17 protein-coding genes are annotated in these 17,398 nt (G+C 74.1%); 15 read left to right on the top strand and 2 right to left on the bottom strand.

Annotation, left to right across the window (positions count from 1 at the left end; all coding sequences use genetic code 11):
* The first annotated feature begins 15 nt into the window (after positions 1-15).
* The 5 genes from dnaJ (at position 16) to GCU56_RS18170 (ending at position 4,374) form a co-directional block, all read left to right on the top strand.
* The gene (gene dnaJ / locus GCU56_RS18190) at positions 16-1,221 is read left to right on the top strand and encodes a molecular chaperone DnaJ (protein WP_163483157.1); all 1,206 of its coding nucleotides are present in this window, start codon (positions 16-18) and stop codon (positions 1,219-1,221) included.
* A complete protein-coding gene (locus tag GCU56_RS18185) occupies positions 1,218-1,673 on the top strand; it encodes a heat shock protein transcriptional repressor HspR (RefSeq protein WP_163483156.1) in 456 nt (151 codons plus the stop codon). Before dnaJ ends, GCU56_RS18185 begins: the two co-directional genes overlap by 4 nt.
* A complete protein-coding gene (locus GCU56_RS18180) occupies positions 1,670-2,155 on the top strand; it encodes a MarR family transcriptional regulator (RefSeq protein ID WP_163483155.1) in 486 nt (161 codons plus the stop codon). The genes GCU56_RS18185 and GCU56_RS18180 overlap by 4 nt, the downstream gene beginning before the upstream one ends.
* Before the next feature lie 93 nt (positions 2,156-2,248).
* The gene (locus tag GCU56_RS18175) at positions 2,249-2,725 is read left to right on the top strand and encodes a MarR family transcriptional regulator (RefSeq protein WP_163483154.1); all 477 of its coding nucleotides are present in this window, start codon (positions 2,249-2,251) and stop codon (positions 2,723-2,725) included.
* Positions 2,726-2,772: 47 nt separating this feature from the next.
* Positions 2,773-4,374, top strand: coding sequence for an MDR family MFS transporter (locus GCU56_RS18170; RefSeq protein WP_163483153.1), 1,602 nt, complete (start codon positions 2,773-2,775; stop codon positions 4,372-4,374).
* A gap of 75 nt (positions 4,375-4,449) precedes the next feature.
* Here GCU56_RS18170 and GCU56_RS18165 read toward each other — a convergent pair whose 3' ends face one another.
* A complete protein-coding gene (locus tag GCU56_RS18165) occupies positions 4,450-4,884 on the bottom strand; it encodes an OsmC family protein (RefSeq protein WP_163483152.1) in 435 nt (144 codons plus the stop codon).
* 76 nt (positions 4,885-4,960) lie between these two features.
* Positions 4,961-5,404: a MarR family winged helix-turn-helix transcriptional regulator gene (locus tag GCU56_RS18160; RefSeq protein WP_163483151.1), complete on the bottom strand. Its 444-nt coding sequence runs from the start codon at positions 5,402-5,404 to the stop codon at positions 4,961-4,963.
* A gap of 199 nt (positions 5,405-5,603) precedes the next feature.
* On the opposite strand from GCU56_RS18160, the gene clpB reads away from it, so the two are divergent.
* From clpB to GCU56_RS18110, 10 genes are all read left to right on the top strand, one after another.
* Positions 5,604-8,189, top strand: coding sequence for an ATP-dependent chaperone ClpB (gene clpB / locus GCU56_RS18155; RefSeq protein WP_163483150.1), 2,586 nt, complete (start codon positions 5,604-5,606; stop codon positions 8,187-8,189).
* Between the two features lie 255 nt (positions 8,190-8,444).
* Positions 8,445-9,080 carry a hypothetical protein gene (locus GCU56_RS18150; RefSeq protein ID WP_163483149.1) on the top strand — a complete coding sequence of 212 codons (636 nt, stop codon included), beginning with the start codon at positions 8,445-8,447 and terminating at the stop codon, positions 9,078-9,080.
* Between the two features lie 62 nt (positions 9,081-9,142).
* Positions 9,143-10,795: a molybdopterin-dependent oxidoreductase gene (locus tag GCU56_RS18145; RefSeq protein WP_163483148.1), complete on the top strand. Its 1,653-nt coding sequence runs from the start codon at positions 9,143-9,145 to the stop codon at positions 10,793-10,795.
* Between the two features lie 128 nt (positions 10,796-10,923).
* Complete coding sequence (locus tag GCU56_RS18140) at positions 10,924-11,607, top strand: fasciclin domain-containing protein (protein WP_345771923.1); 684 nt, start codon at positions 10,924-10,926, stop codon at positions 11,605-11,607.
* A 70-nt stretch (positions 11,608-11,677) separates the two neighbouring features.
* Entirely contained in the window at positions 11,678-12,292 is a 615-nt protein-coding gene (gene pyrE, locus GCU56_RS18135; protein WP_239522483.1) for an orotate phosphoribosyltransferase, read from the top strand.
* A gap of 107 nt (positions 12,293-12,399) precedes the next feature.
* On the top strand, positions 12,400-13,815 hold the full coding sequence (locus GCU56_RS18130; RefSeq protein WP_345771922.1) for an FAD-binding oxidoreductase: 1,416 nt from the start codon (positions 12,400-12,402) through the stop codon (positions 13,813-13,815).
* A 76-nt stretch (positions 13,816-13,891) separates the two neighbouring features.
* Positions 13,892-15,244, top strand: coding sequence for an FAD-dependent oxidoreductase (locus tag GCU56_RS18125; RefSeq protein WP_163483146.1), 1,353 nt, complete (start codon positions 13,892-13,894; stop codon positions 15,242-15,244).
* Positions 15,245-15,940 carry a pentapeptide repeat-containing protein gene (locus GCU56_RS18120; protein WP_163483145.1) on the top strand — a complete coding sequence of 232 codons (696 nt, stop codon included), beginning with the start codon at positions 15,245-15,247 and terminating at the stop codon, positions 15,938-15,940.
* Positions 15,921-16,955 carry a class II fructose-bisphosphate aldolase gene (gene fbaA / locus GCU56_RS18115; protein WP_163483144.1) on the top strand — a complete coding sequence of 345 codons (1,035 nt, stop codon included), beginning with the start codon at positions 15,921-15,923 and terminating at the stop codon, positions 16,953-16,955. Before GCU56_RS18120 ends, fbaA begins: the two co-directional genes overlap by 20 nt.
* A gap of 1 nt (position 16,956) precedes the next feature.
* Positions 16,957-17,379 carry a DUF3151 family protein gene (locus tag GCU56_RS18110; RefSeq protein ID WP_163483143.1) on the top strand — a complete coding sequence of 141 codons (423 nt, stop codon included), beginning with the start codon at positions 16,957-16,959 and terminating at the stop codon, positions 17,377-17,379.
* Positions 17,380-17,398: the final 19 nt, after the last annotated feature.

Below are 17,398 nucleotides of genomic sequence, written 5' to 3'. Positions count from 1 at the left end.
GGGAGGGGGCGCCCGATGAGCACCCGGGACTTCATCGAGAAGGACTACTACGCCGCTCTGGGCGTCGCCCAGGACGCCGACGCCGCGGCGATCAAGAAGGCCTACCGGCAGCTGGCCCGGGACCTGCACCCGGACAAGAACCCGGGCAACGCCGACGCCGAGGCCAAGTTCAAGGAGGTCTCCGAGGCCTACGACGTGCTCTCGGACACCAAGCGGCGGGCCGAGTACGACGAGGCCCGCCGGCTCTTCGGCGCCGGCGGCGCCGGTGCCCGGGCCGGGTTCCCCGGGGGCTTCCCCGGCGGAGGCGGCGGGCAGCCCTTCGACCTCGGCGACCTGTTCGGGGCCGCGGGCGGCGGCGGCGCGGGCCGGGCCGGGGCCGGCGGGCTGGGCGACCTGTTCGGCGGCCTGTTCGGGAGCGGCGGTGCCGGCTCCGCGCGGGCGCGCAGCCAGGCGGCGTCCGGCCCGGCACGCGGTCAGGACGTCGAGACCGAAGCGACCCTCTCCTTCGACGAGGCCGTCCTCGGGGTGACCGTGCCGCTGCGGATGCAGAGCCCCGGCACCTGCCCGACCTGTGCCGGCAGCGGAGCCAAGCCCGGGACCAGCCCGCACACCTGCCCGGTGTGCCAGGGGGCCGGCGTCACCAGCCGCAGCCAGGGCGCGTTCGCCTTCTCCGAGCCGTGCCGCAACTGCCGGGGCACCGGCCAGGTGGTCGACGACCCGTGCCCGACCTGCGCCGGCAACGGCGTCACCACGCAGACCCGCACCATCACGGTGCGGATCCCGGCCGGCGTCAAGGACGGGCAGCGGATCCGGCTGGCCGGCAAGGGTGCGCCGGGCCGCCGCGGAGGACCGGCCGGCGACCTGTTCGTCGTCGTGCACGTCTCCGGGCACGACCTGTTCGGCCGCCGGGGCAGCGACCTGACCCTCACCGTGCCGATCACCTTCGCCGAGGCCACCCTCGGGGCGACGCTGACCGTGCCGACGCTGGACGGCAACGTCAGCCTCAAGGTGCCGCCGGGGACGGCGAGCGGCCAGACGTTGCGGGTCCGCGGCCGGGGCGTGCCCGGCAAGGGTCGCTCCGGCGACCTGCTGGTGACGGTGGAGGTGGCCGTGCCCAAGCGGCTGTCCGCGGCCGCCGAGGAGGCGGTCAAGGTGCTCGAGGCCGAGCTGGGCGACCCGCGGCCGGCGATCACCGCCGCCGTCCAGGGGAACGCGCGGTGACCGCCGCCGACCCCGACCGCCCGCGCCGCGAGGTCGGGCGGTCGGTCGCCGAGGACGCGCCGGTCTTCGTCATCTCGGTCGCCGCGGAACTGGCCGGCATGCACGCCCAGACGCTGCGCCAGTACGACCGGCTCGGGCTGGTCAGCCCGGGCCGGACGGCGGGCGGCGGCCGCCGGTACAGCCCGCGGGACGTCGAGCTGCTGCGCGAGGTGCAGCGGCTGTCCCAGGAGGACGGCGTCAACCTCGCCGGCATCAAGCGGATCATCGACCTCGAGTCGCAGGTCGAGGCGCTGCAGCAGCGGGTGCACGAGCTGCTCGCCGCGCTGGAGCTCGCCGAGACCCGGACCATGGCCGCCGAGTCCGCCGTCCGCGCCGGTTTCGGCCGCGACCTGGTGCCGCTGCGCCCGTCGACGTCCGCGCTGGTCGTCTGGCGGCCGCGGGACGACCGGTGACCGCCGAGCACGAGGCCTTCGTCCGCGTCGAGCGGGAGATCGGGCTGCTGCTGCGCCGGTCGCGGGCGATCTCGGCGCGCCTGTCGCGGGAGCTGCACCCGGACCTCGACGGCGCCGCCTACGGGCTGCTCGCCCTCCTCCAGGACGCCGGCCCGCTGCGGGCGAGCGACCTGGTGGGTCGACTCGGGCTGGACAAGAGCACGGTGAGCCGGCAGGTCGCCACGCTGGTCGACCTCGGCCTGGTCACCCGTGAGCCCGACCCCGCCGACGGGCGCGCGCAGGTGCTGCGCACCTCCGCGGAGGGCTCCGCCCGCCTGGCCGGGATCCGCGAGGCCCGTCGCGCCCGCTGGGAGGCCGACCTGGCCGACTGGCCGGCTCAGGACGTCGTCGTCCTCGGTGAGCTGCTGGGCCGGCTCAACCGGATGGGCGAGGCCCGGGAGGGCGCCGAGCGCCAGGACCCCCAGGACGCCGCGCGCCGCTGACCACAGGAGTCTCCTCCGTCACAACAGTTGTAGACCACAACCAAACGGATGTATGGTTGCGGTCTGCAAGTACCCCTGTGGCGAGGAAGACCCGTGCCGATCACCCGCGAGACCTGCGAACGGCTCACCGCCGGCGTGGCGCGCATCCTGCGCACCGGCCGGCTCCTGAGCGTCCGGGCTGCCGACGCCGTCAACGGCGACCTGCCCTCGTACGGCTGGTCGCTGCTGGTCCCCCTCGAGACGGACGGCGAGCAGCGGTGCAGCGCGCTGGCTGCCCGCGCCGGCGTGGACGTGTCGGTGGCCAGCCGTCAGCTGGCCGTCCTCGAGCGCTCCGGCCACATCGAGCGCCGTCCCGACCCCCGCGACGGGCGGGCCAGCCTGCTGCACCTCACCGGCGCGGGCGCCGCCGCCCTCGCCGACGCCCGGGCGCTCCGCTCGGACTGGGCCACCGCGGCCCTGGCCGACTGGAGCGAGGACGACGCCCGGCTGCTCGGTGAGCTGCTCGACCGGCTCGCCGGGGACCTGGACCGCGCCGCGCCCGCCCCCGCCCTCTCCCGCGTCGCGTCGTGACCGCGCGTCCGCGCACCGCTGAACCCTCTCAACCGCTCAGGAGCACCATGACCAGCACCATCGACGCCCGCGCCGCGGCCGCACCGGCTCCCGCGCCGGACGTCGCGCCCGCCGAGCAGCAGGGCCGGATGACCCACCGGCAGATCCTCTCGGCGCTGTCCGGGATGTTGCTGGCGATGTTCGTGGCGTTCCTGTCCTCGACCGTCGTCTCGAACGCGCTGCCGACGATCATCACCGAGCTGCGCGGCAGCCAGAGCCAGTACACCTGGGTCGTCACGGCGACGCTGCTGGCCTCGACCGCCTCGACGCCGATCTGGGGCAAGCTCGCCGACCTGTTCAGCAAGAAGCTGCTGATCCAGATCTCGATCGTCGTCTTCATCGTCGGATCGATGTTGGCCGGCCTGGCGCAGTCGGTGGAGACGCTGATCGCCTGGCGGGTGCTCCAGGGCCTGGGACTGGGCGGCATCCAGGCGCTCGTGCAGATCGCGATGGCCGCGATGATCAGCCCCCGCGAGCGCGGCCGGTACTCCGGCCTGATCGGCGCGGTCATGGCCGTGGCCACGGTCGGTGGCCCGCTCATCGGCGGCGTCCTGGTCGACACCAGCTGGCTGGGCTGGCGGTCGGTGTTCTACGTGGGCGTGCCCTTCGCCGTCGTCGCGCTGGTCCTGCTGCAGCGCACGCTGCACCTGCCGGTGACCAAGCGCGAGGTGCACATCGACTACCTCGGCGCCACGTTCCTCACCGCCGGCGTCTCGGCGCTGCTCATCTGGGTCACCCTCGCCGGCGGCACCTTCCCCTGGTGGTCGCTGGAGACGGCCCTGATGGTCGGTGGCGGCCTGCTGGCCGTCGTGGCCTTCCTCGTCACCGAGACGCGGGCTTCCGAGCCGATCGTCCCGCTGCGGCTGTTCCGCGACCGGACGACGACGCTGGCCATCCTCGCCAGCATGGCGATCGGCGTGGCGATGTTCGGCTCGTCGGTCTTCCTCGGCCAGTACCTGCAGATCTCGCGCGGCTACTCGCCGACGGCGGCGGGGCTGCTGACCATCCCGATGGTGGCCGGCCTGCTGCTCTCCTCGACCGTCTCGGGCATCCTGATCACCCGGTCCGGACGGTGGAAGCGGTTCCTGGTCGCGGGCTCGCTGCTGGTCGTCGCCGGTTTCGGGCTGCTGTCCACGATCGACCACGAGACGAACCTCGTGCTGCTCGGCGTCTTCCTCTTCGTGCTCGGCGTCGGCATCGGCATGACCATGCAGAACCTGGTCCTGGCGGTGCAGAACACCGTGGCGGCCCGCGACCTCGGGGCCGCGAGCTCCGCCGTCGCGTTCTTCCGCTCGCTGGGTGGCACGATCGGCGTCTCGGTGCTCGGCGCGGTGCTCAGCAGCCGGGTGGGTGACCTCATCGCCCAGGGCCTGGCCGGGACGCCGGGTGCGGCTCAGGCGGCCGGGTCCGGGGACCTGGGGCTGGCCGACCTCGCCGACGCGCCGGCGCCGATCCGCAACCTGATCCAGGTCTCCTACGGCGACGCGACCGGGCGGATCTTCCTGATCTCCGCCGTCCTCGGCGTGGTCGCGGTGGCTGCAATCGTGTTCATCCGGGAGATCGCCCTGCGCACCGAGAGCGGTGACGAGCGGATGGCCCGCAGCCGCTGACCCCACCGACGACGACGGCCCGCCCCTGACCCAGGGGCGGGCCGTCGGCCCCCTGCGGCAGGGGGTGGTCCTCTCTCAGTCGAGCGAGGCGTCCAGGGTGATGTCCACGCCGGCGAGGGCCTTGCTGACCGGGCAGCCGACCTTGGCTGCCTGCGCGGCCTCGTCGAAGCCGGCGGCGTCGAGGCCCTCGACCTCACCGCGGACGGTGAGGGTGATCCCGGTGATCGTCGGGGCGCCGTCCTTCTGGCCCAGGGTCACGTCGGCGGACACCTCGAGCGCCTGAGGGGTGCCCCCGGCCTTGCCGATCTCGGCGGACAGGGCCATCGCGTAGCAGGCGGAGTGCGCAGCGGCGATCAGCTCCTCGGGGCTGGTCGTCCCGTCGGCCTCGTCGGCCGCGCGCTTGGGGAACGAGACCTCGTAGGTGCCGACCTTGGAGCTGCTGAGTTCGACCTGGCCGGACCCCTCCTGCAGGGTGCCGTTCCAGGCGGTGCGGGCGGTGCGGGTGGGCATGCGAGCTCCTTCCGGCGATGGGTTGGTCCCCGTCCGGCTACCCCGGTCGGTCGTCCGCAACCTCTCGGGGCGGAGGTCAGGCCTGGCTGATCCGATCGGTGACCAGGTTCAGCTTGGACCGGAGGTCGGCGAACTCCTCGCGATCGAGGTCGATCGCGCAGATCATCTCGCCGGAGATCGCCTCCGCGTGGTCGCGCAGGGCCCGGCCGGCGTCGGTGAGCGAGATGGCCACGGAGCGTTCGTCCTCGAGCCGGCGCTGGCGGGTCACCAGGCCCGCGGCGGTGAGCCGCTTGAGGAGAGGGGAGAGCGTGCCGCTGTCGAGCGAGAGCCGCGCGCCGAGCTGTCCGACGGTCTGGTCGTCCTTCTCCCACAGCAGCATCATCACGAGGTACTGCGGGTACGTGAGCCCGATGGCGTCGAGCATGGGCCGGTAGCGCGCCGTCATCGCCCGCGAGGCGGCGTAGAGCGCGAAGCACAGCTGGTCCTCGAGGACTGCACTCGGAGCCGGCAGTCGGGTCATCCTCGGAGTCTAGGACGGCGGGCCACCCCGAGAGCCCCGGTGGTGCGCCGGTGACACGGACGGGGGACGCGCCGGGCGTCACGAACACAGCGTGCCGCCCGAGGTTGAGTGGAACAGACTCAACCTCGGACCCGTTGGATCTGGCGACAACCCCGGCCGGGTCCCCGGCCCACTTCCCGGAGAGGCGTCACGACCGACCATGCAGAGCAAGCTCACCACCCGTTCGCAGGAAGCGATCGCCGCGGGCCAGCGGCTCGCGGTCGACCGGGGCCAGGCGTCCCTGGAGCCCCTGCACCTGCTCGCCGCCCTGCTCGAGCAGACCGACGGCATCGCCGGTCCCCTGCTCAAGGCCGTGGGGGCCGACACCGCCGACATCCGCGCCAAGACCGAGGCGGCGTTGCGGCGGCTGCCCAGCGTCAGCGGAGCCACCGTCCCGGCACCCGCGCCCTCGCGCGAGCTGCTGCGGGTGCTCAACGCGGCGGGCGAGCAGGCCAGCGCGCTGGGCGACGAGTTCATCTCCACCGAGCACCTGCTCGTGGGTCTCGCCGGCGCCGACGGCGAGGCCGGCGCGGTGCTCACCAGCTCCGGCGCCACCCGCGACGCCCTGCTGGCCGCCTTCCGCACCGTGCGCGGCAACCGCAAGGTCACCAACGCCGACCCGGAGAGCACCTTCCAGGCGCTGCAGAAGTACGCCGTCGACCTCACCGAGCGGGCCCGCGAGGGCAAGATCGACCCGGTCGTCGGGCGGGACACCGAGATCCGTCGCGTCGTCCAGGTGCTCTCCCGGCGCACCAAGAACAACCCGGTGCTGATCGGCGAGCCCGGCGTCGGCAAGACCGCGATCGTCGAGGGACTGGCCCAGCGGATCATCGCCGGTGACGTCCCCGAGAGCCTCAAGGGCAAGCGGCTGATGGCGCTCGACCTCGCCTCGATGGTCGCCGGCGCCAAGTACCGCGGCGAGTTCGAGGAGCGGCTCAAGGCCGTCCTGCAGGAGATCACCGAGGCCGAGGGTGAGGTCATCACCTTCATCGACGAGCTGCACACCATCGTCGGCGCCGGGGCCTCCGGGGACTCGGCGATGGACGCCGGCAACATGATCAAGCCCATGCTGGCCCGCGGCGAGCTGCGGATGGTCGGCGCGACCACCCTCGACGAGTACCGCGAGCACATCGAGAAGGACCCGGCCCTGGAGCGCCGATTCCAGCAGGTCTACGTCGGCGAGCCCTCGGTCGAGGACACGATCGGCATCCTGCGCGGGCTCAAGGAGCGCTACGAGGTGCACCACGGCGTCCGCATCACCGACGCGGCGATCGTCGCCGCGGCCACCCTGTCCGACCGGTACGTCACCGCCCGCTTCCTGCCGGACAAGGCCATCGACCTCGTCGACGAGGCGGCCAGCCGGCTGCGGATGGAGATCGACAGCCGGCCGGTCGAGGTCGACGAGGTGGAGCGGGCCGTCCGCCGGCTGGAGATCGAGGAGATGGCGCTGGCTAAGGAGGGCGACCCCGCCTCCGCGCAGCGGCTCGACGCCCTGCGCGCGGACCTGGCCGACAAGCGGCAGCAGCTCGACGAGCTGACCGCCCGCTGGCAGCAGGACAAGGGCGCGATCGTCCGCATCCAGCAGATCAAGGAGGAACTGGAGCGGGCGCGGAGCGACGCCGAGCGGGCCGAGCGGGACGGCGAGCTCGCCACGGTGGCCGAACTCCGATACGGCCGGCTCCCCCAGCTGGAGAAGGCGCTGGCCGAGGCCGAGGCGTCGGTCGCCGGTGGGGACTCCATGCTCAAGGAGGAGGTCGGCCCCGACGACATCGCCGAGGTCGTCCAGGCCTGGACCGGCATCCCCGCCGGCCGGCTGCTCGAGGGCGAGACCCAGAAGCTGCTGCGGATGGAGGAGGAGCTCGCCAACCGGGTCGTCGGGCAGCCCGACGCCGTCCGGGCGGTGGCCGACGCCGTCCGGCGGGCCCGGTCGGGGGTGGCCGACCCCGACCGGCCGACCGGGTCGTTCCTGTTCCTCGGCCCGACAGGCGTCGGCAAGACCGAGCTGGCCAAGGCGCTGGCGGAGTTCCTCTTCGACGACGAGCGGGCGATGGTCCGCGTCGACATGAGCGAGTACTCGGAGAAGCACTCGGTGGCCCGCCTGGTCGGCGCCCCGCCCGGTTACGTCGGCTACGAGGCCGGCGGCCAGCTCACCGAGGCGGTACGGCGGCGCCCGTACACCGTCGTGCTGCTCGACGAGGTGGAGAAGGCGCACCCGGACGTCTTCGACGTCCTCCTGCAGGTGCTCGACGACGGCCGGCTCACCGACGGGCAGGGGCGGACGGTCGACTTCCGGAACACCATCCTGATCCTGACCTCCAACCTCGGCTCGCAGATCATCGCCGACCAGTCGGTGCCCGAGGAGCGCCGCCGGCAGGCGGTGATGGACGTCGTCCGGACGCACTTCAAGCCGGAGTTCCTCAACCGGCTCGACGACGTCGTCGTCTTCCGCGCCCTGGGCAGCGAGGAGCTGGCCGGCATCGTCGACATCCAGGTCGGCGTGCTGGCCCGCCGCCTGGCCGCCCGCCGGCTGACCCTGCAGGTGACCGACGCGGCGCGGGAGTGGCTGGCGCTCAACGGGTTCGACCCGGTCTACGGGGCCCGGCCGCTGCGCCGGCTCGTGCAGTCCGCGATCGGTGACCAGCTGGCCAAGGGGCTGCTGAGCGGGGACATCCGGGACGGCGACCCGGTCCTGGTGGACGCCCCCGACGACCTGGCCGAGGAGGGGCTGACCGTCTCCCGCGGCTGACGGAGGACCCCGTCCTCCCCACCCTTCGCAGGCTCAGGGCGGGACCCGGGACGGGGCCTCCCTGCTCCTACCGCTCGCACGCTCGCGGTGGGGCCCTGCAGGGGGCCGCCAGGCTCCCGGCAGGGCTGCGGGGGCCGGCCGGTGGCCGCCGGCCCCACGGCACGATCCGGTTTCGATCCGGGTGAGGTGCTGGCCCGGGGTCGCGTGCTGGGTGACCATCGCGCCGACACGGAACGGGCTGGACAGGGAGCGGACATGACGTCAGGGCAGGGCGGGCACGACCCACAGCAGGGCTGGCAGGCCCCGCCGCCGGGGTGGCAACCGCCTCCGCCGCAGGGCTGGCAGCCGCCGCAGCAGAACTGGCAGGCCCCGCCGCCACCCGGGCAGTACGGCTACGGTCCCGCCCCCTCGGCTCCGGGACACGCTCCCCAGGAGGCCCCGCCGCGGCCGGACACCGTGCGCTTCGGCGTCGGCGCCTTCATCGCCAACCTGGTCCTCGGGCTGATCGGGGCGGTGGTGACCTTCGCCAGCTTCGACGCGATCATCGACGCCGAGCTCGCGCGGTCCGGGGTGTCGGTGTCGGAGGACGCCGTCCAGGCCGTGCTGGTCGCCAGCGCCGTGATCGGGCTGCTCTTCGTGGCGCTCGAGGCCCTGTTCATCTGGTTCGCCTGGAACGGCCGCAACTGGGCCCGGATCGTGCTGTTCGTGCTGGGCGGCCTGAGCGTCGTCGGCGGTCTGTCCGCACTGGCGCAGCCGAGCACCGGCTTCCTCACCGGCCTCTCGCTGTTCCAGATGGTCCTGGCGATCGCGGGTGTCGTGCTGCTGGCCCGGCGGCCGTCCACCGAGTGGTACAAGGCCATGGGGTGGCGCCGGGCAGCCGGGGTGCGCTGAGCCGTCATCGAATCGTCACCCGGCGGCTGAACCCGAACGGCCGCTGAGCACGAAGACCTGTCATGACCACCACGGAGCGGGCTCCGGCGCCCGCCGTCGGCCCCCGGACACCGCCGAACGGTGGCCGCCGGCCGCTGGCGGCGCTGGCCGGGCTGCTCGCCGCGGCGGTGGCGCTGGGCGTCGGCGAGCTGGTGGCCGCGCTGATCGGCCCGCAGTCCTCGCCGGTGGTGGCGGTGGGCGACACCGTCATCACCCTGACCCCCGAGCCGGTCAAGCAGTTCGCGATCGCCACCTTCGGTGACAAGGACAAGGTCGCCCTCGTCGTCGGCACCCTGGTGCTCGTCGCGGTGGCCGCGGCGGTGCTCGGCGTCGTCGCACTGCGGCGGCGCTGGGTGGGCGTCGCCGGCATCGCGCTCTTCGGCGTTCTGGGCGCACTCGCCGCCGTCACCGGACCGGCCGGCGGACCGCTGGACGCGCTGCCCTCGCTGGCCGGGGCGGGCGCCGGGGTGGTCGCCCTGCTGCTCCTGCTCGAGCCCCTGACCGCTCTCCCGCCCGGACGTGGCGTACCGGCCGACGACGGCGTCCCGCTGCTGGTGCGGCTGCGCGACGCCCTGGGCGCCGGCGACCGCAAGGGCGCGGGGCTGGACCGGCGCCGCTTCTTCCTCGCCGGCGGGGCCGCGCTCGGCGCCGCCGTCGTCACCGGCGGGGGAGGCCGGCTGCTGCTGCGCCGCTTCGACGTCGGCGGTGCACGGTCGGACCTCGTGCTCCCGGCCCCCGCCTCGCCCGCCGCGCCGCTGCCGGCCGGCGCGGACCTCGCCCCCGGCGTCGACGGGCTCACCCCGCTGTTCACCGCCAACCGCGACTTCTACCGCGTCGACACCGCGATCACCGTGCCGCAGCTGCGGCCGGCAGACCACCGGCTGACCCTGACCGGGATGTTCGATGCGCCGCGGACGCTCACCCTCGACGACCTGCTCGGTCGCGGCGACCTGATCGAGCGCGACATCACCTTGACCTGCGTGTCGAACGAGGTCGGGGGCGGACTGGCCGGCACCGCGCGCTGGCTGGGCGTCCCGCTCGGCCCGTTCCTCCGCGAGCACGGCGTGTGGCCGCAGTCCGACCAGTTGCTGTGCCGGTCCAGCGACGGCATGACGATCGGCGCGCCGACCCGCTCGGCCCTGCAGGTCGAGGACGCCATGTTGGCCGTCGGCATGAACGGCGAGCCGCTGCCGGTCGAGCACGGCTTCCCGCTGCGGATGCTCGTCCCGGGCCTCTACGGCTACGTGTCGGCGTGCAAGTGGCTGGTCGGCATCGAGGCCACCACCTTCGACGCCGTCGACGCCTACTGGGTCCAGCGCGACTGGGCCGCCGAGGGGCCGATCCGGGTGGCCGCACGCATCGACACCCCGGCTCCGCTCCGCCGGTTCCCCGCCGGACGACGGGCCATCGCGGGGGTCGCCTGGGCGCAGACCCGTGGCATCGCCGCCGTGGAGGTCCGGGTGGAGGACGGCGACTGGCTGCCCGCGCAGTTGTCGCCCGAGGTGGACGCCGACCTCTGGCGACAGTGGATGCTGCCCTACGACTTCGCCCCCGGCTCCTACCAGCTCACCGTCCGGGCCACCACGGCCGACGGCGAGGTGCAGACCGCCGAGCGCGCCAGCCCGTTCCCCTCCGGGGCCACCGGACTGCACTCGATCCTGGTGACCGCCACCTGAATCCGGCCGGACGCGCATCCGGCCACCCCCTCAACCCCGTCTCGGCCGCCGGCCGCAGGCGTGGTCGCCGACCCCTCAGCCAGGGGTCGGGGACGATGTCGCACGCACGTCGATCAAGGAGACCCACCGTGACGAACACCCTGACCCGCGGCGTCCTGCTGGCCACCGCCGCCACCCTCGCCCTCGGCCTGAGCGCCTGTGGATCCGACGACACCGGCTCGGACACCGTCGCCGCCGCTGAAGGCGGTTCGACCAGCTCGTCGTCCGCGCCGGAGAGCAGCATGGACGGCAGCGCCACCCCGGCGGCCTCCGACGAGCCGTTCGGCGCTGCCTGCTCCGCCGTCCCCGCCGACGGCGAGGGCAGCTTCACCGGCATGACCGACGACCCGGTGGCCACCGCCGCCAGCAACAACCCGGTGCTGTCCACGCTGGTCACCGCGGTGCAGGCGGCCAACCTGGTCGACACCCTCAACACGACCGAGGACATCACCGTGCTGGCCCCGGCCAACCCGGCCTTCGAGGCGGTACCCGCCGACGCGCTCGACGCCCTGCTGGCCGACACCCCGCAGCTGACCGCGGTGCTCACCCACCACGTCATCGCGGGCCGGCTCACCCCGGACCAGCTGGCCGGCACGCACACCACGCTGAACAACGACGAGGTCACCGTCGAGGGCTCGGGTGAGGCCTTCACCCTGGCCGCCGACCAGACCGTCGTCGGCGCTGCCCCGGCGTCGGTGATCTGCGGGAACGTCCAGACGGCGAACGCGACGGTCTACATCATCGACCAGGTGCTGGCCCCGGCCGCCTCCTGATCCGCCGGCCCCCGGGCCGCCGTCCGACCACGGGGCGGACGGCGGCCGGCGGCCTCAGTAGGGTCGGCCCATGGACAAGGACCCCCTCGCTCCCCACCCCTCGTCCCTCGGGGCGGGGGCCGGGGCGGGGCCCTGGGGCGGGGCTTCGCTGCCCGACCGCGACCGGTTGCTCGAGCTCATCGTCGAGCTGGCCGTGGTGCACGGGCGGGTGACGCTCTCCTCGGGGCGCGAGGCCGACTGGTACATCGACATGCGCCGGCTGACCCTCCACCACGAGGGCGCCCCGCTGGTCGGCCGGGTGATGCGGCAGCTGACCGGTGACCTGCGCTACGACGTCGTCGGCGGGCTCACCCTCGGTGCCGACCCGGTCGCCACGGCGATGCTGCACGCCGCGGCGTCCGGGGAGGGGTTCCTCGACGCCTGTGTCGTGCGCAAGGCCGGCAAGGCGCACGGCCTGCAGCGGCGGATCGAGGGCCCGGACGTCGCAGGCCGCGCCGTGCTCGTGGTCGAGGACGTCTCCACGACCGGGTCCAGCCCCCTGACCGCGGTCGAGGCGCTGCGGGAGGCCGGCGCCGAGCCGGTCGCGGTCGCGGTCATCGTCGACAGGGGCGGGCGGGCCGCGGTGGAGCAGGCCGGGCTGGAGTACCGCGCCGCGTTCACCCTCGCCGACCTCGGCCTCGACTGAGGAAGGACCCCGTCCTCCCCACCCCTCTCCGGACGGGGCAGTGCTGAGGTCGCGGCCGGGATGATCAGGTGACCTGATCATCGGGGGCGGCGACGTACGGTGTGACGGTGACCACCGTGACGACGGCGTGGGCGGCCGAGCTGGTCGACGCGCTCGGTGACGACAGCGTCCTGACCGACCCCGACGTCACGGCGTCCTACGCCCGTGACCAGGCCATGCTCGCCGAGGCCGGCACCCCCGCCGCGGTGGTCCTGCCCCGTCGCACGGCCGACGTGGTCGCGGTCATGCAGATCGCCTCCCGGCACGGCATCCCGGTGGTGCCGCGCGGCGCCGGGTCGGGGCTGGCCGGCTCCAGCAACGCGGTGGACGGCGCGATCACGCTGGTGATGACCCGGATGGACGCCGTCCTGGAGGTCTCCCCGGCCGACCGGCTGGCGGTGGTCCAGCCCGGGGTGGTGAACAAGGCCCTGCGGGACGCCGTCGCCGGTTCGGGGCTGTTCTACCCGCCCGACCCCTCCAGCTACGACTGGTGCACGATCGGCGGCAACCTCTCCACCAACTCCGGCGGCCTGTGCTGCGTGAAGTACGGCGTCACCACCGACTACGTGCTGGGCCTGGAGGTGGTGCTCGCCGACGGGCGGGTGCTGCGCACCGGACGGCGCACGGTCAAGGGCGTCGCGGGCTACGACCTCGCCCGGCTGTTCGTCGGCTCGGAGGGCACCCTCGGCGTGATCACCGAGGCGACCCTGGCGCTGCGTCCGGCGCCGCAGCGGCCGGTGACCCTCGTGGCCACCTTCGCCACCACCGCGCAGACCGGTGAGGTCGTGGAGCGGGTGGTGACGACGGGCCTGGTGCCGAGCCTGCTCGAGGTCATGGACAACACCTGCATCTGCGCGGTCGACGACCTGCTGCGCGCCGACCTCGACCGGGGCGCCCACGCGCTGCTGGTCGCCCAGTCCGACAGCGGCGGCGAGGCCGCCGCCCGCGAGATCGAGGCGCTGGCGCAGCTGTGCCGGGAGGCCGGCGCCGACCTGGTGCACACCACCGACGACCCCGCCGAGGGCGACCTGCTGCTGGCCGCCCGGCGCATGGTCCTCCCGGCGCTGGAGCAGCTGGGCAGCACGCTGATCGACGACGTCGCCGTACCGCGCTCGCGGATCGCCGCCTTCCTCGACGGCTGCGACGCCATCGCGGTCACGCGTGACCTCACGATCGGCGTCGTCGGCCACGCCGGCGACGGCAACATGCACCCGACCATCTGCTTCGACCCGGCCGATGCCGACCAGCGCGACCGGGCCTTCGCCGCCTTCGACGACATCCTGGAACTGGGCCTCTCCCTCGGCGGCACGATCACCGGCGAGCACGGGGTCGGCAACCTGAAGGTGGGCTGGCTGGAGCGCGAGATCGGCCCCGTGTCACTCGACGTGCACCGCTCGATCAAGACCGCGCTCGACCCCGCCGGACTGCTCAACCCCGGCAAGGTCCTGCGGCGGGCCGGCGACGGAGCGCCGGACCGGGCCTGACCGTGCCGCCACCCGCCCGGTGGACCTGCTGCGCGTGGGCACGCGGCCCGTCGGCGGGGGGTGACACGCTGCACCCATGAGCGCAGAACGGCTGCTCGTCATCGGCGGCGACGCGGCGGGCATGTCCGCGGCGGCACAGGCCCGGCGGCTGCGGCCGGCCGGTGACCTGGCCATCACGGTCCTCGAGCAGGGCCCCGACGTCTCCTTCTCCGCGTGCGGCATCCCCTACTGGGTCGGCGACGTGGTGTCCGACCGCGACGCGTTGATCGCCCGCACGCCGGGCCAGTTCGCCGCGCAGGACATCGGCGTCCGGACCGGCACCCGGGCCGAGGCGATCGACCTCGACGCCGGCACGGTCACGACCGGGGCGGGCGAGGTCCTCGGCTACGACGCACTCGTGGTGGCCACCGGCGGCCGGCCGCTGCGGCCGCCCGTGCCCGGCCTGGACGCCGGCGGCGTGCACGGGGTGCACCGGCTCGCCGACGGCGCGGACATCCGGGCCGCGGTGGCTGCGGGCGCCCGCCGCGCGGTCGTCCTGGGCGGCGGCTACATCGGGCTGGAGATGGCCGACGTGCTGCACGCCCGCGGCCTGCAGGTCACCGTGGTGCTCGCCGATCCGCTGCCGATGACGCAGCTGGACCCGGACATGGGCGAGCGGGTCTGCAAGGCCATGGGCGACATGGGCATCGAGATGCAGACCGACCAGCCGGTGCGCGAGATCGAGACCGACGCCGACGGCGTGGTGCGCGCCGTCCGCACCGACGCCGGCAGCTACCCCTGCGATCTCGTCGTCCTCGGGCTGGGCATGGGCCCGGAGGTGGCGCTGGCGGAGGCGGCGGGGCTGCAGCTCGGGGTGACCGGGGCCGTCGACGTCGACCGCACGCAGCGCAGCCGGTCGCACCCGGAGGTGTTCGCGGCCGGCGACTGCGCCCAGACGCACCACCGGCTCACCGGCGAGGCCGCGCACATCGCGCTCGGCACGCACGCCAACAAGCAGGGCCGCGTGGCCGGCTCGGTGATCGGGGGGCGGGCGGCTCGCTTCGCCGGCGTCCTCGGCACCGCGCTCACCAAGGTGGGCGAGCTGGAGATCGCCCGCACCGGCCTGTCCACCGCCGAGGCCGAGCGGGCCGGGTACGAGTTCCGGACCGAGACGATCGAGGGCACCACGCGCGCCGGCTACTACCCCGGCGCGGACCCGATCGCGGTGAAGCTGGTGAGCGACGTGGGTTCGGGTCAGCTGCTCGGCGGGCAGATCGTCGGAGGGCCGGGCAGCGGCAAGCGGATCGACGTCCTCGCCACCGCCATCTGGGCCGGGATGACCGCCGAGGAGTTCGCCGGGTCGGACCTGTCCTACGCCCCGCCGTTCTCACCGACCTACGACCCGGTGATCGTCGCCGCCCGGGTGGCCAGCCGCGTCGAGCAGGGCTGAGTGGCGACCGCAGCGGACGTCCGCGGAGAGGACTGGTACGGCGAGGACCTCTCCGGCCGGGAGTACAGCGGGACGCTCTTCAGCGGCGTCGACCTGTCCGAGACCACCGACGACGGCGCCGTCTTCACCGACTGCGTGTTCCGCGACTGCCGCTTCACCCTCTCGCGGCACACCGAGGCCGCCTTCGTGACCTGCACCTTCACCGGCTGCTCCTTCGCCCAGGCGACGTTCACCGGGTGCAAGCTCGTCGGCAGCCGGTTCGACCGCTGCACGTTCGACCTGCTCACCGTGGACGGCGGCGACTGGTCGTTCGTCTCGCTGGCCGCCGCGGACCTGCACCGCGCCACGCTGACCGGCGTCCGGATGCGGGAGGTCGACCTTGCCGACGCCGTCCTCACCCGGGCCGTCCTCACCGACCTGGACCTGTCGGCCGCCGTCCTGACCGGCGCCGACCTGTCCGGCGCCGACCTGCGCGGCTCGGACCTCGGCGGCCTCGACCCGCGGGAGGTCGTGCTGGCCGGCGCGCAGGTCGACGTGGCCCAGGCGGTCGCGCTGGTGACCGCGCTCGGCCTGCGCGTCGGACAGCGGCACCGGACGGCGGGTGTCGCCGTCCGCGGGCCCGGCGGGATACTGGCCGCCGAGCACGCGCCGAACCGCGACGACAGGAGTGCCCCGGATGCCCATCGCGACCCCTGAGGTCTACGCCGACATGATCAGCCGGGCCAAGGAGGGCGGCTTCGCGTACCCGGCGATCAACTGCACCTCCTCGGAGACGGTCAACGCCGCGCTCCGCGGGTTCGCCGACGCGGGCAGTGACGGCATCATCCAGTTCTCCACCGGCGGTGCGGAGTTCGCGTCCGGCACCAAGGTGAAGGACATGGTCACCGGCGCGGTCGCGCTGGCCGAGTTCGCGCACGTGGTCGCCGAGCGGTACCCGGTGCAGGTGGCGCTGCACACCGACCACTGCCCCAAGGACAAGCTGGACGGCTACGTCCGCCCGCTGATCGCGCTGTCCAGGGACCGGGTGGACGCCGGCCAGGACCCGCTGTTCCAGTCGCACATGTGGGACGGCTCGGCGATCGAGCTCACCGAGAACCTCCAGATCGCCGAGGAGCTGATGGAGAGGTCGGCGGCCGCCAAGATCGTGCTCGAGCTGGAGATCGGCATCGTCGGCGGCGAGGAGGACGGCGTCGTCGCCGAGATCAACGAGAAGCTGTACACCGCCGACGGCGACTTCCTGCGCACCGCCCAGCAGCTCGGCCTCGGCGAGCGCGGCGTCTACCTGCTCGCGGCGACCTTCGGCAACGTGCACGGCGTCTACAAGCCGGGCAACGTCAAGCTGCGGCCCGACGTGCTGGAGCGCGGCCAGGCCATCGTGGCCAAGGAGTTCAACCTCGGGGACGGCGCCAAGCCGTTCAACCTGGTCTTCCACGGCGGCTCGGGCTCGGCGCCGGAGGAGATCCGCGAGGCGCTGTCCTACGGCGTGGTCAAGATGAACGTCGACACCGACACCCAGTACGCCTTCACCCGGCCGATCGCCGGCCACATGTTCGCCAACTACGACGGCGTGCTGAAGATCGACGGCGAGGTCGGCAACAAGAAGGCCTACGACCCCCGCAGCTACCTCAAGGCCGCCGAGACGGGCATGGCCGCCCGCATCGTGCAGGCCTGCGAGGACCTGCTGTCGGCCGGCCAGTCCCAGGGCGGCTGACGTGACGCACGGACACCACAACCTGCTGGGCGAGCCACCGGCCACGTTGCTGCCGCCCAACCCCGAGGCGGACGCGGAGCTGGCCGCCGGGAACCCGCCGGCCGAGGTCGCGTCCCACCACCCGACGGTCAGCGCGGCCTGGGCGGCGCTGGCCGAGCAGGCCCTCGACCGGCCCGAGCGGGCGCTGGAGGACACGATCGCGGCCTACGCCTACGCGCGCACCGGGTACCACCGCGGCCTGGACGCGCTGCGTCGCAACGGCTGGAAGGGCTTCGGTCCCGTGCCGTGGTCGCACGAGCCGAACCGGGGCTTCCTGCGGTGTGTCACGGCGCTGGCCCGGGCGGCCGAGGCGATCGGCGAGCACGACGAGCAGGCACGCTGCACCCAGCTGCTGCGCGACTGCGACCCGACGCTCGCGGCCTGAGGCCGGCACACCCTCCCGC

The organism is Geodermatophilus sabuli, assembly GCF_010686765.1.
GTDB lineage: Bacteria > Actinomycetota > Actinomycetes > Mycobacteriales > Geodermatophilaceae > Geodermatophilus > Geodermatophilus sabuli_A.
Note: the sequence above shows the minus strand (reverse complement) of the source record. Positions and strands in the feature narration are given on the sequence as shown.

What these genes read in the sequence shown, in the direction of transcription:
- GCU56_RS18165 (WP_163483152.1), bottom strand. Translation starts at nt 4,884, where the DNA reads ATGCCCACCCGCACCGCCCGCACCGCCTGGAACGGCACCCTGCAGGAG.
- fbaA (WP_163483144.1), top strand. Translation starts at nt 15,921, where the DNA reads ATGCCCATCGCGACCCCTGAGGTCTACGCCGACATGATCAGCCGGGCC.
- GCU56_RS18125 (WP_163483146.1), top strand. Translation starts at nt 13,892, where the DNA reads ATGAGCGCAGAACGGCTGCTCGTCATCGGCGGCGACGCGGCGGGCATG.
- dnaJ (WP_163483157.1), top strand. Translation starts at nt 16, where the DNA reads ATGAGCACCCGGGACTTCATCGAGAAGGACTACTACGCCGCTCTGGGC.
- GCU56_RS18170 (WP_163483153.1), top strand. Translation starts at nt 2,773, where the DNA reads ATGACCAGCACCATCGACGCCCGCGCCGCGGCCGCACCGGCTCCCGCG.
- clpB (WP_163483150.1), top strand. Translation starts at nt 5,604, where the DNA reads ATGCAGAGCAAGCTCACCACCCGTTCGCAGGAAGCGATCGCCGCGGGC.
- GCU56_RS18150 (WP_163483149.1), top strand. Translation starts at nt 8,445, where the DNA reads ATGACGTCAGGGCAGGGCGGGCACGACCCACAGCAGGGCTGGCAGGCC.
- GCU56_RS18160 (WP_163483151.1), bottom strand. Translation starts at nt 5,404, where the DNA reads ATGACCCGACTGCCGGCTCCGAGTGCAGTCCTCGAGGACCAGCTGTGC.
- GCU56_RS18145 (WP_163483148.1), top strand. Translation starts at nt 9,143, where the DNA reads ATGACCACCACGGAGCGGGCTCCGGCGCCCGCCGTCGGCCCCCGGACA.
- pyrE (WP_239522483.1), top strand. Translation starts at nt 11,678, where the DNA reads ATGGACAAGGACCCCCTCGCTCCCCACCCCTCGTCCCTCGGGGCGGGG.